We start from the raw sequence: 12096 nt of genomic DNA, 5'->3' as shown, positions 1-12096 counted from the left end.
CCGCCTGCGGCGTTGAAACCGGTGGGTGGTTGGATCGACGCATGCCGGATCCAGTGCGCCTCGACACGCGGGTCCCGACGGGGGCCGACCCGGACGCGGTCTACGACGCCTTCACCGGTTGGGTGGCCGACCAGGGGCTCGACCTCTACCCGCACCAGGACGAGGCCGTCATCGAGCTGCTCGGCGGCAACCACGTCGTCCTCGCGACGCCGACCGGCTCGGGGAAGTCGATGGTCGCGATCGGGGCCCACGTCGCGGCGCTCGCCCGGGACCAGGTGAGCTTCTACACCGCCCCGATCAAGGCGCTGGTGAGCGAGAAGTTCTTCGCGCTCATCGAGGTCTTCGGCGCCGACAACGTCGGGATGCTCACCGGCGACGCCGCGGTGAACCCGGACGCGCCGATCATCTGCTGCACCGCCGAGGTGCTGGCCAACATCGCGCTGCGCGAGGGTCGCTCCACCGACGTCGGTCTCGTGGTGATGGACGAGTTCCACTTCTACTCCGAGCACGACCGCGGCTGGGCCTGGCAGGTGCCGCTGCTGGAGCTCGTCGACGCCCAGTTCCTGCTGATGTCGGCCACCCTCGGCGACGTGTCCTTCTTCGTCGAGGACCTGAAGAGGCGCACCGGCCGCGACACCGCCGTCGTCGACGACGCGGAGCGCCCGGTGCCGTTGAGCTTCCGGTGGTCGGTCGAGCCCTTGGACGACACGCTCGAGGAGCTGGTGACCACCGGGCAGGACCCCGTCTACGTCGTGCACTTCACGCAGGCAGCGGCCGTCGAGCACGCGAGCAACCTGCTGAAGTCGCGGCTCGTCTCGGCGAGCGGCGGCCTCAAGGTCGACAAGGAGGCGATCGCCGCGCGGATCGGAGCGTTCCGGTTCGGCGCCGGCTTCGGCAAGACGCTGTCCCGCCTGGTCCGCAACGGCATCGGGGTGCACCACGCCGGCATGCTGCCCAAGTACCGCCGGCTGGTGGAGACGCTGGCCCAGGCCGGGCTCCTGCGCGTCATCTGCGGCACCGACACCCTCGGGGTCGGCATCAACGTGCCGATCCGCACCGTGCTCTTCACCGGGCTCGCCAAGTTCGACGGCACCAAGCAGCGGGTGCTCCGGACGCGGGAGTTCCTGCAGATCGCCGGCCGGGCCGGGCGCGCGGGCTACGACACGGCCGGCTACGTCGTCGTCCAGGCTCCGGAGCACGTCATCGAGAACGAGCTGGCCAAGGCGAAGATCGCCGCCCGGCAGGCCGCGGGGAAGAAGAAGTCCAAGGTGCAGCTCAGGAAGCCGCCCGAGGGCACCGTGGTGTGGACCGAGCAGACCTTCGACAAGCTGGTCGCAGGGGTCCCGGAGCGGCTGACGAGCCGGATGAAGGTCGACAACGCGATGCTCGTCAACGTCATCTCCCGCGAGGAGGACGCCTTCGCCGTGATGCAACGCCTGGTCACCGACAACCACGAGGACCGGCGCGGTCAGCTGCGGCTGGCCCGTCGGGCGCTGCGCCTGAGCCGCTCCTTGGTCCGCACCGGCATCGTGACCAGGTTGCCGGAGGTGGACCGCTTCGGACGCCGCTACGTACTGGCGGTCGACCTGCCCGAGGACTTCGCGATCAACCAGCCGCTCGCGCACTTCGCGCTCGCCGCCTTCGACGTGCTCGACCCCGAGTCGGAGACCTACGGCCTCGACGTGGTGTCGATCGTCGAGGCCGTCCTCGAGGCGCCGCGGCAGATCCTGATGGCGCAGCAGCACGCCGCCCGCGGCGTCGCGATCGGCGAGATGAAGGCCGACGGCATCGAGTACGACGAGCGGATGGCGCTGCTGGAGGAGATCACCTGGCCGCAGCCGCTGCGCGAGCTCCTCGAGGCGCTCTACGAGACCTACCGGCAGACCCACCCGTGGCTCCCCGACGACGCGCTCGGACCGAAGTCGGTGGTGCGCGAGATGTGGGAGCAGGGGATGGGGTTCACCGACTTCGTCGGTCGCTACCAGCTGGCGCGCTCCGAGGGCCTGGTGCTGCGCTACCTCACCGACGCCTACCGCACCCTGCGGCAGACCGTCCCCGAGTCGCACCGCGCCCCCGAGGTGGAGGACGTCATCGAGTGGCTGGGCGAGACCGTCCGCCAGACCGACTCCTCGCTGCTCGACGAGTGGGAGGCGCTGTCGGACCCCGACCACGCGTCCTCCGCCGTCGCGCACCACGAGCCGCCGCCCCCGCCGCGTCCGCTCTCCAAGCAGGAGCGCCCCTTCCGGGTGATGGTGCGCAACGCGATGTGGGCGCGCGTGGACGCCGTCTCGAGGGACGACCTCGACACCCTGGTCCGCCTCGAGCGGGCCGCCGCCGACCGCACGGACCCGCCGCGACAGGTGGTCGTCGGACGCTCGGTGTGGGACGCGGCGCTGGAGGGCTACTACGCCGAGCACGACCGCGTCCTGACCGACGCCGACGCCCGCGGGCCGGACCTGCTGGCGGTGGGGGAGGAGCGGACCGGCGAGCCCGTCGGCGCCGAGGAGGGCACCACGGCCCGGCTGCGCGACGTACGCCAGACGATCCACGACCCCGAGGACCACCACGACTGGGTCATCGAGGCGGTGGTGGACTGCGACGCCACCGACAGCGCCGGTGAGCTGGTGCTGGCGACCGTGGCGATGCGGCGGTTGTGAAGTCGGTCGGGACGTCGGCCGTGAGGCCGGTTGCGGGGCGGGTGCCACGCTGCGCGTAGAGTCCCGCGCGGTGCAGGGGCGGGAACCGGTCCGCGACCTCTCGTCCTGCTCGCAACTGGTGCAGGAACTGTCGACGTGTCGACAAAGTCCGAGGCTTCCGGCGTGGTCCAATCGAGGTCCAGGCCGATGCACGACGGGTGCACGACAGGTGCGACGAGGAGCAGACATGAGCGGTGCGGGATTCCCCGGTCACGACACGGGCAGTAGTGCCCCGCAGATGCCGCCCCTCGTGCGACCACCGCACCCGCACCAGACCCCCCAGCCCGGCCCGACCCCGCGAGACGAGCAGACAGTGACCCAGCCGATCCCCTTCGAGCGCCCGCTCGAGACACGCGCCACGACGACGCTCGAGGCGGAGACGCCCCTCGGTCCGACCGGGCGTCCCATGCCGGTGTTCCCCGAGCCGCGGCCGCTGACCGAGCACGGTGGCGCCCGCGTGATCTCGATGTGCAACCAGAAGGGCGGGGTCGGCAAGACCACGACCACGATCAACCTGGGCGCGTCGCTCGCCGAGCTCGGGCGCAAGGTGCTGCTCGTCGACTTCGACCCCCAGGGCTCGCTGTCGGTGGGGCTCGGCCTCAACCCGCACGAGATGGACCTGACCATCTACAACCTGCTGATGGACCGCGAGACCGTGCTCGACGAGGTCGTGGTCCCGTCCGGCATCGAGGGCATGGACCTGCTGCCCTCCAACATCGACCTGTCGGCCGCCGAGGTGCAGCTGGTCCACGAGGTGGCGCGCGAGCAGACGCTGCAGCGGGTGCTCGCCCCGGCCCTCGAGCACTACGACGTCATCCTGATCGACTGCCAGCCCTCGCTCGGCCTGCTGACCGTCAACGCGCTGACCGCCTCGGACGGGGTCATCGTGCCCTTGGAGTGCGAGTACTTCGCGCTGCGCGGCGTGGCCCTGCTGAAGACGACCATCGACAAGGTGCGCGAGCGGCTCAACCCCAAGCTCGAGATCGAGGGCGTCCTCGGCACGATGTTCGACGGGCGCACGCTCCACAGCCGCGAGGTCATGGAGCGTCTGGTGTCGGCGTGGGGTGACAAGGTCTTCCACACCGTCATCCGCCGGACCGTGAAGTTCTCCGACGCGACCGTCGCCGGCGAGCCGATCACGGCCTACGCGTCGTCCTCGACGGGCGCCGACGCCTACCGCCAGCTGGCGAAGGAGGTGGTGACCCGGTGGCCCGCCGAGTGAGCATGCCGGCCGCGGACGACCTGTTCCGGCCGACCTCCGAGACCGCGGACCCTGCTCCCGAGCAGCGGCAGCGCCGGGTCCGGGCCGTGGCCGACGACGCCGAGCCCGCCGGCCAGCGCAGGCCCAGCGGCCGCGTGCGGCACGACGAGAAGATGACGGTCTACGTCACCTCCGACGAGCTCCTCGACATCGAGCACGCCCGCCTGACGCTGCGCCGCGAGCACGGCCTCGCCGTCGACCGCGGCCGCCTGGTCCGCGAGGCGCTGGCGATCGTGCTCGCCGACCTCGAGGCCCAGGGCGCCGACAGCCCGCTGGTGCAGCGGCTGCTCGACGAGTGAGCACCGCCCGCCCCGCTGCTCCGGACCTCTCGCCCGATGGCACGCTCGAGCCGGGCAGCGAGGCCCCGGCGTTCGCCGTACGCCTGGACAACTTCGAGGGTCCCTTCGACCTGCTGCTCGGCCTGATCGCCAAGCACAAGCTCGACATCACGGAGGTCGCGCTCTCCCAGGTCACCGACGAGTTCATCGCCCACGTGAAGAACCTCGGCGGCGCCTGGGACCTCGAGCAGACCACGTCCTTCCTGGTGGTGGCGGCGACCCTGCTCGACCTCAAGGCGGCCCGCCTGCTGCCGCAGGGCGACGTGGAGGACGAGGAGGACCTCGCGCTGCTCGAGGCGCGCGACCTGCTCTTCGCCCGTCTCATGCAGTACCGCGCCTTCAAGCAGGTGGCCTCGGTCCTCGAGGAGCGACTGTCCTCGGAGTCGCGCCGGCACCCGCGCGCAGTGGGGCTCGAGGAGCAGTTCGCGACGCTGCTGCCCGAGGTGCTGATCGGCATCGGGCTCGAGGAGTTCGCCCGGCTGGCGGCGAGGGCGATGGAGCCCAAGCCGGTGCTCGAGGTGTCCCTGCAGCACATCCACGCCGCCAAGGTGAGCGTCCGCGAGCAGGGCCAGCTCGTCGTCGACCGGCTGCGCCGCAGCGGCACGATGACCTTCCGGGCGCTGTGCGGTGACTCCCCGGACCGGCTCACCACCGTGGCCCGCTTCCTCTCGCTGCTCGAGCTGTTCCGCGAGGGGGCGGTGTCCTTCGACCAGGTGACCCCGCTGGGCGAGCTCACCGTGCGCTGGACCGGCGCCGAGGACGGCGAGGTCGACATCCACGACGAGTTCGACGGCGCCCCGCCGGGCGACGATGATGCACCCATGCCGTCGGCAGCCGCCGACGAGCCCGAGGAGGACCAGTGAGCGAGCAGTCCGACAGCACCCAGCCGGACCCGGGTCCCGTCGAGGACGCCGACACCGGGAGCGACACCGGGACCGACACCGGGGTCGACATGCTGGACGTGGCGGGCGCCGAGCTGCGCCCGGCCCTCGAGGCGATCCTGATGGTCTCCGACGAGCCCCTCAGCACGGTGCGGCTGGCCTCGGTGGTCGGACACCCGGTCGAGGACGTCGAGGCCGCCCTCGAGGCCCTGGCGGGCGAGTACGCCGAGCAGGGGCGCGGCTTCGACCTACGCTCGGTGGCGGGCGGGTGGCGGTTCTACTCCCGCCCGGAGTTCGCCGGGGTCGTCGAGTCGTTCGTGCTCGAGGGACAGCAGGCGCGGCTCACCCGGGCGGCGCTCGAGACGCTGTCGGTGGTCGCCTACAAGCAGCCGGTGTCGCGCGCGCGGGTGTCGGCGATCCGCGGCGTCAATGTCGACGGCGTCATGCGCACGCTCCTCACCCGGGGACTCGTGGAGGAGGCCGGCCAGGACGAGCTGAGCGGCGCCAACCTCTACCGGACCACGTCCTACTTCCTCGAGCGCATCGGCGTCACCTCGCTCGACGAGCTGCCCGAGCTCGCGCCCTACCTGCCCGACATGGACGACCTCGAGGACGAGCTGGCCAGCGTCGCCGGGCTCGACGCCCCGGCCGAGCCCGCGCCGGAGCCGGCCGGCGAGCCCGCTCCCGTCGACGTACCGCCCGCTCCCGAGCAGCCGCAGCAGGCTCCGCGCCACGCCTCGCCGCACTCCGGCGACGGCACCGAGCCCGACGGCGGGACCGAGATCGCATGAAGCCCCACGACGCACCCGACAACGACCAGCCCGCCTCGCAGCGCCCCGACACCGACGAGGACGGCCTGATCCGGCTGCAGAAGCTGCTCGCGCAGTCCGGCGTCGCTAGCCGCCGCAAGTGCGAGGAGCTCATGCTCGACGGCCTCGTCGAGGTCGACGGCGAGGTCGTCACCCGGCTCGGCACCAAGGTCGACCCGCGCACCGCCGTGATCCGGGTCGACGGCAAGCGCCTGCCGCCGATCAGCGACAAGGTCTACCTCGTGCTCAACAAGCCCCGCGGCGTCGTCTCGACGATGTCGGACCCCGAGGGCCGGCGCACCCTGGGCGACCTGGTCGCGGAGCGGCCCGAGCGGCTCTTCCACGTCGGCCGGCTCGACACCGACACCGAGGGCCTGATCATCCTCACCAACGACGGCGACTTCGCGCAGCACCTCGCCCACCCGTCGCACGAGGTCGACAAGACCTACGTCGCCGAGGTCGACGGCGAGGTTCACGTCCGGACGATCCGCGAGCTGCTCGCCGGCGTGACGCTGGAGGACGGTCCGGTCACGGTCACGCAGGCCCGGGTGGTCGGCGGCGACCCACGACGTGAGGGCAGCAACCGCTCGATCGTCGAGCTCACCATCCACGAGGGGCGCAACCGCATCGTGCGGCGCCTGCTCGCGCACGTCGGCCACCCGGTGCGCCGGCTCACCCGCACCCAGATCGGACCGGTCACCCTCGCCCGGCTGCGGTCGGGGGAGATGCGGGAGCTGTCCGTGGCCGAGCTGGGCGAGCTGATGGACAGCGCGCAGCTCTGAGTCCGGACGCGGCTAGGCTCGGCGCGTGGCAGTGAGAGCAGTGCGTGGGGCGACCCAGCTCGAGGAGGACACCCGCGAGCACATGCTGGACCGGGTCGCCGAGCTGGTGACCGACGTGATGGAGGCCAACCACCTCGCGGTCGACGACTTCATCTCGATCATCTTCACCGCGACCAGCGACCTGACCAGCGAGTTCCCGGCCTATGCCGCGCGGCAGCTCGGCTTCTCCGACGTCCCCCTGGTCTGCGCCCGCGAGCTGGAGATCGACGGCTCGATGCCGCGGGTGGTCCGGTTGATGGCGCACGTCGAGACCGACCTGGCGCGCTCGGAGATCACCCACGCCTACCTCCACGGCGCGGCCAACCTGCGACGCGACCTCGCCCGGACCACCAGCCATGACTGACGACGACCTGCCGGCCCTGACCGGGCCGGTGGAGGTCGTCGGGGCCGGCCTGATCGGCACGTCGATCGCCCTGGTGTGCAGCCGGCTCGGCATCGAGGTCGTGCTCCGCGACACCTCCGAGGAGAACCTCCGCACCGCGCACGGCCTCGGGGCGGGGCGCGCGGCCAGGCCGGACGACCGACCGCAGCTGGTCGTGGTGGCCGTGCCGCCCGCCTCGGTGGGTGACGCCATCGTGGACGCCCTGAGCCGCACCGGTGCCGTCGTCACCGATGTCGGCAGCGTCAAGGCCGCCCCCTTCGAGGAGGTGGCCGGCCGGGTCGGACCGGACGACCTCGGACGCTACGTCGGCTCGCACCCGATGGCCGGCAGCGAGCGCTCCGGACCCCTCGCCGCCAGCGCTGCCCTCTTCGACGGACGCCCCTGGGCGGTCACCCCGCATCCGTACGCACGCCCCGACGCCGTACGCCTCGTCGAGTCACTGGTGCTGGAGTGCGGGGCCGCTCCGCTGGTCATGGAGCCTGGCGAGCACGACCGCGCGGTCGCCCGCATCTCGCACCTGCCCCACCTCGCCGCCGTGCTCGTCGCCGGACGGCTGGCGGCGGCCCCGGCCGAGCACCTCGCCCTCTCCGGGCAGGGCGTCCGTGACGTCACGCGCGTCGCGGCGAGCGACCCGGCGCTGTGGCAGCAGATCCTGGAGGCCAACTCCGAGGCGGTTCTCGACCTCCTCGCCGAGGTCCGCGCGGACCTCGACGCACTCATGGCGGCGGTGGCCTCGGACACGGCCCCGGACCTCGTCGAGATCCTCACCCGTGGCAACGCGGGGACGGCGGCCATCCCCGGCAAGCACGGCGGCCCGGCGCGACCGACGCGCTCGGTCTTTGTCGCGGTGCCCGACCACCCGGGCGAGCTCGCCCGCCTCTTCGGCGACGCCGGCGAGATCGGCATCAACATCGAGGACGTCCACATCGACCACGACCCGGCACGCCCCGTCGGCCTCACCGAGCTCGTCGTCGAGCGCGGCAGCGCGGAGCAGCTGCTGGCCGCTCTCGAATCCCGCGGGTGGACGACCCACCGGTAACCTTCTCGCCCGTGAGCACCGTCGACAGCACCGCGCAGACCGGGTCCCTCGTCATCGCCGTCGACGGCACGTCCGGCTCGGGGAAGTCGAGCACCTCACGCGGGGTGGCCGACCGGCTGGGCCTGCGCTACCTCGACACCGGCGCGATGTTCCGGGCCATGACGTGGTGGCTGCTGCGTGAGGGCGTCGACGTACGCGACACGGCGGCGGTCGCGGCCGCCGCGGGACGTCCCACGATCGAGTCCGGCACCGACCCGCTGGCCCCGACCATCACCGTCGACGGCACCGACGTGTCGGTCGAGATCCGCTCCGACGAGGTCAACGCCGCCGTCAGCCCCGTCAGTGCCGTGCCGGAGGTCCGCGCCCGCCTGCTCGAGCTCCAGCGCGAGGCCATCGGTGGTGGCGGCATCGTCGTCGAGGGCCGCGACATCGGGTCCGTCGTGTGGCCGCAGGCCGGGGTGAAGGTCTACCTCAGCGCCGACCCCGACGCCCGCGCGCAGCGTCGTACGGCCGAGCAGGGCGGCACGGACGTCGCCAGCACCCAGCAGTCCCTCCTCGAGCGCGACCGCATCGACTCCGGGCGGACCACCGCGCCGTTGACCATGGCCGAGGGTGCGGTCCACGTCGACAGCACGCACCTGACGCTCGCCGAGGTCATCGACCGGATCGTCGCGCTGGCGGAGGCACGGCGAGCGTGACCCGGGCGGACCTGCCGGCCAGCGCCGACGAGCACCCCGCCACCCGACTGCTGCGCCTGGTGCGTCCTCCGGCCGCGCGGCTGGTCCGCTCGCGGTGGCCGGTGGTCGTGCACCACGCCGACCGCGTGCCGGAGGCGGGCGGCGTGATCCTGGCGAGCAACCACATCGGGATCATCGACGGGCCGCTCCTCGCGGTCTTCTCGCCCCGCCCCGTCCACGCGCTGACCAAGCAGGAGATGTTCGAGGGACGACTCGGACGTTTCCTGCGGGCCTCCGGCCAGATCCCGCTCGACCGCTTCCACGCCGACCCGGGTGCGATCCGCTCGTGCCTGCGCGTGGTCCGCGACGGGGGAGTCGCGGGCATCTTCCCCGAGGGCACCCGCGGCGACGGCGAGCTGCACCGCTTCCACCACGGTGGCGCCTACCTCGCCCTCGTCACCGGCGCCCCGGTCGTGCCGGTCACGATGCTCGGCACCCGCCCGCCCGGCGGTGGGGCAAACGCCCTCCCGGCACGCGGTGACACCGTCGACCTGGTGTTCGGGCGGCCGTGGCGGACGACACAGCAACCCTGGCCCCGCACCCGGGAACAGGTGGCGGCCACGTCGGTGTTGCTCCGAGGGCACCTGCTGTCCGAGCTGGCCACCGCGCTCGCCGACACGCGCCGATCCTTGCCCGGGCCGCTTCCTGCGGGACAATCCGAGGACGACCCCGACACCGGGCTCGTCGAGCCATCCAGAGAGCTGTGATCACCCATGACTGAGTACGACGCCGGCGTCGACGCCGCGTCCACCGACGAGCCGACCGGGCCCACCCCGGTCCTGGCCGTGGTCGGGCGACCCAACGTGGGCAAGTCCACCCTCGTCAACCGGATCATCGGGCGCCGCGAGGCCGTCGTCGAGGACCGCCCGGGCGTGACCCGGGACCGCGTGTCCTACGACGCCAACTGGAGCGGCCGCGCCTTCACCGTGGTCGACACCGGCGGCTGGGACCCCGATGCCCGCGGCATGGCCGAGAGCATCCGTGCCCAGGCCGAGGTGGCCGTCACCCTGGCCGACGCCGTGCTCTTCGTCGTCGACGCGACCGTGGGCATCACCGACCACGACGAGGCCGTCGTACGCATCCTGCGCAAGTCGGGCAAGCCCGTCGTCCTGGCCGCCAACAAGGTCGACGACCAGCGCACCGAGGCCGAGGCCTACGGCCTGTGGAACCTCGGCCTGGGCGAGCCGTTCGCGGTGTCCGCGCTGCACGGCCGCGGGTCCGGCGACATGCTCGACGCGATCCTCGCGGCACTCCCGGAGACGCCGAATGAGTCCTTCGAGGAGGTCGGCGGCCCACGCCGTATCGCGATCGTCGGCAAGCCCAACGTCGGCAAGTCGTCCCTGCTCAACATGCTGGCCAAGGAGGACCGCGTCGTCGTCGACAACGCCGCCGGCACCACGGTCGACCCCGTCGACGAGCTGATCCAGCTCGGTGACCGCACCTGGCGCTTCATCGACACCGCCGGCATCCGCAAGCGCGTCAACCAGGCGTCCGGCCACGAGTACTACGCCTCGCTGCGCACCACGACCGCGATCGACCGCGCCGAGGTGGCCGTGCTCGTGCTCGACGCCAGCGAGACGGTCTCCGAGCAGGACATGCGGATCATCCAGACGATCCGCGACGCCGGCCGCGCCATGGTCATCGCCTTCAACAAGTGGGACCTCGTCGACGAGGAGCGCCGCTACTACCTCGAGCGCGAGATCGAGCGCGACCTCGTCCAGCTGAAGTGGGCTCCGCGGATCAACTTCACCGCCCGCACCGGTTGGCACGTCGACCGCCTGGTCCCGGCGATCGACAAGGCTCTCGAGGGCTGGGAGACCCGCATCGGCACCGGCGCCCTCAACACGTTCCTCGGGCGTCTGGTCGCCGAGCACCCGCACCCGGTGCGCAGCGGCAAGCAGGCCAAGATCCTGTTCGCTACCCAGCCGTCCGTCGCCCCGCCCACGTTCGTGCTCTTCACCACCGGAAAGCTCGACGCCTCCTACGAGCGCTTCATCGAGCGGCGGCTGCGCGAGGAGTTCGGCTTCGTCGGCACGCCGATCGTCATCGAGCAGAAGCCGCGCGAGAAGCGCAAGCGCTGACCGCGCGGCTGCTCAGGGATCGAGGCCCTGGGCCCGCAGCCACTCCATCGGGTCGACGGGACTGCCAGCGGCCGGGCGCACCTCGAGGTGGAGGTGCGGGCCGGTGGAGTTGCCGGTGGAGCCCACGCTGCCGATGACGTCGGTGATGCCGACCTGCTGGCCGGCGACGACGGTCGTGTCGGTCTGGTGGCAGTACCAGACCTCGGTGCCGTCGGGGAGCGTGAGGATCGTACGCAGGCCGTACGGCCCGGCGTAGGCGACCTCGGTGACGATGCCGTCGGCGACCGCGACCAGCGGCTCGCCGGCGTACGCGCTGAAGTCCTGGCCGCCGTGCTCGGCCTCCCACAGCGGGCCGGTCAGCCCGAAGCCGGCCGAGAGGTCGTACGACGCGAGCGGGAGCACGGCTCGCACCGCGTCCGGGTCGCCGTCGTAGCCGTAGCGGGACAGCACGGCGCGGTAGCCGATGAGCGCGCGGTCGCGGGCGTCGGCGGCCTGGTTGAGGGTCGCCAGGGTCCGCTGGCGCTCGGCGAGCTGCTCGGCGAGCTGATCGGCCAGGGCGACGGCCTCGGCCTCCCCGGTGTCCTCACGTACGACAGCCTCCGGTGCGGCTTGGGCGGCGGGCGCGACGAGACCCGTCCCGACGGTCGCCGCGATGGCGGCGAGCACCAGGCCGAGGCGTGGCACAACTGGCATTCCGAACCCCCACAGGTCGACGGCTCCATGGTCGGACGATGCGGGCCGGCGCTCACGGGGTTCGGCGACAAATGGCCCACTCGGACTAGTTCCGACGCGTGCATGGCGGGTCGATTCCGTGCCCGCGGAGGCCCTGCGGTAGTCTTCCCATCGCTCCGCAGGCCTCGTGCCAGGAGCACTCGGGCTGTGGCGCAGCTTGGTAGCGCACTTGACTGGGGGTCAAGGGGTCGCAGGTTCAAATCCTGTCAGCCCGACCGAGAAATAGCCCCTGACCTGCGGAAACGCGGGTCAGGGGCTTCTTTCATTTTGAGTCAGATCGGCTTGTGGCACGTTTATG

General features: G+C 72.1%; 12 protein-coding genes and 1 tRNA gene. 12 read left to right on the top strand and 1 reads right to left on the bottom strand.

The window, feature by feature from the left end; genetic code table 11:
* Positions 1–41 precede the first annotated feature (41 nt).
* The 11 genes from ACFQW6_RS07525 (at position 42) to der (ending at position 11066) form a co-directional block, all read left to right on the top strand.
* Entirely contained in the window at positions 42–2657 is a 2616-nt protein-coding gene (locus ACFQW6_RS07525) for a DEAD/DEAH box helicase (protein ID WP_378542888.1), read from the top strand.
* Positions 2658–3009: 352 nt separating this feature from the next.
* Complete coding sequence (locus ACFQW6_RS07520) at positions 3010–3918, top strand: ParA family protein (RefSeq protein ID WP_378542886.1); 909 nt, start codon at positions 3010–3012, stop codon at positions 3916–3918.
* 2 nt (positions 3919–3920) lie between these two features.
* On the top strand, positions 3921–4256 hold the full coding sequence (locus tag ACFQW6_RS07515; protein WP_378542924.1) for a hypothetical protein: 336 nt from the start codon (positions 3921–3923) through the stop codon (positions 4254–4256).
* Complete coding sequence (locus ACFQW6_RS07510) at positions 4253–5158, top strand: segregation and condensation protein A (RefSeq protein ID WP_378542884.1); 906 nt, start codon at positions 4253–4255, stop codon at positions 5156–5158. Before ACFQW6_RS07515 ends, ACFQW6_RS07510 begins: the two co-directional genes overlap by 4 nt.
* The gene (gene scpB, locus ACFQW6_RS07505) at positions 5155–5967 is read left to right on the top strand and encodes an SMC-Scp complex subunit ScpB (RefSeq protein ID WP_378542882.1); all 813 of its coding nucleotides are present in this window, start codon (positions 5155–5157) and stop codon (positions 5965–5967) included. The genes ACFQW6_RS07510 and scpB overlap by 4 nt, the downstream gene beginning before the upstream one ends.
* On the top strand, positions 5964–6767 hold the full coding sequence (locus tag ACFQW6_RS07500) for a pseudouridine synthase (RefSeq protein WP_378542880.1): 804 nt from the start codon (positions 5964–5966) through the stop codon (positions 6765–6767). The genes scpB and ACFQW6_RS07500 overlap by 4 nt, the downstream gene beginning before the upstream one ends.
* 25 nt (positions 6768–6792) lie before the next feature.
* Positions 6793–7170, top strand: coding sequence for a chorismate mutase (aroH, locus tag ACFQW6_RS07495; RefSeq protein ID WP_378542878.1), 378 nt, complete (start codon positions 6793–6795; stop codon positions 7168–7170).
* Positions 7163–8248, top strand: coding sequence for a prephenate dehydrogenase (locus tag ACFQW6_RS07490; protein ID WP_378542876.1), 1086 nt, complete (start codon positions 7163–7165; stop codon positions 8246–8248). The genes aroH and ACFQW6_RS07490 overlap by 8 nt, the downstream gene beginning before the upstream one ends.
* An 11-nt stretch (positions 8249–8259) precedes the next feature.
* The gene (cmk, locus tag ACFQW6_RS07485; RefSeq protein WP_378542874.1) at positions 8260–8946 is read left to right on the top strand and encodes a (d)CMP kinase; all 687 of its coding nucleotides are present in this window, start codon (positions 8260–8262) and stop codon (positions 8944–8946) included.
* A complete protein-coding gene (locus ACFQW6_RS07480) occupies positions 8943–9692 on the top strand; it encodes a lysophospholipid acyltransferase family protein (RefSeq protein ID WP_378542872.1) in 750 nt (249 codons plus the stop codon). Before cmk ends, ACFQW6_RS07480 begins: the two co-directional genes overlap by 4 nt.
* 6 nt (positions 9693–9698) lie before the next feature.
* Positions 9699–11066: a ribosome biogenesis GTPase Der gene (der, locus tag ACFQW6_RS07475; RefSeq protein WP_378542870.1), complete on the top strand. Its 1368-nt coding sequence runs from the start codon at positions 9699–9701 to the stop codon at positions 11064–11066.
* 12 nt (positions 11067–11078) lie between these two features.
* Here the strand turns inward: der and ACFQW6_RS07470 are convergent, their stop codons facing one another.
* A complete protein-coding gene (locus ACFQW6_RS07470; RefSeq protein WP_378542869.1) occupies positions 11079–11759 on the bottom strand; it encodes a M23 family metallopeptidase in 681 nt (226 codons plus the stop codon).
* 180 nt (positions 11760–11939) lie between these two features.
* Here ACFQW6_RS07470 and ACFQW6_RS07465 point away from each other — a divergent pair.
* Positions 11940–12013 (top strand) — tRNA-Pro (locus tag ACFQW6_RS07465).
* Positions 12014–12096: the final 83 nt, after the last annotated feature.

It is taken from the genome of Nocardioides sp. GCM10028917, from assembly GCF_042666175.1.
Lineage (GTDB): Bacteria > Actinomycetota > Actinomycetes > Propionibacteriales > Nocardioidaceae > Nocardioides.
Note: the sequence above shows the minus strand (reverse complement) of the source record. Positions and strands in the feature narration are given on the sequence as shown.

What these genes read in the sequence shown, in the direction of transcription:
- ACFQW6_RS07525 (WP_378542888.1), top strand. Translation starts at nt 42, where the DNA reads ATGCCGGATCCAGTGCGCCTCGACACGCGGGTCCCGACGGGGGCCGAC.
- ACFQW6_RS07515 (WP_378542924.1), top strand. Translation starts at nt 3,921, where the DNA reads ATGCCGGCCGCGGACGACCTGTTCCGGCCGACCTCCGAGACCGCGGAC.
- ACFQW6_RS07500 (WP_378542880.1), top strand. Translation starts at nt 5,964, where the DNA reads ATGAAGCCCCACGACGCACCCGACAACGACCAGCCCGCCTCGCAGCGC.
- ACFQW6_RS07490 (WP_378542876.1), top strand. Translation starts at nt 7,163, where the DNA reads ATGACTGACGACGACCTGCCGGCCCTGACCGGGCCGGTGGAGGTCGTC.
- der (WP_378542870.1), top strand. Translation starts at nt 9,699, where the DNA reads ATGACTGAGTACGACGCCGGCGTCGACGCCGCGTCCACCGACGAGCCG.
- ACFQW6_RS07470 (WP_378542869.1), bottom strand. Translation starts at nt 11,759, where the DNA reads ATGCCAGTTGTGCCACGCCTCGGCCTGGTGCTCGCCGCCATCGCGGCG.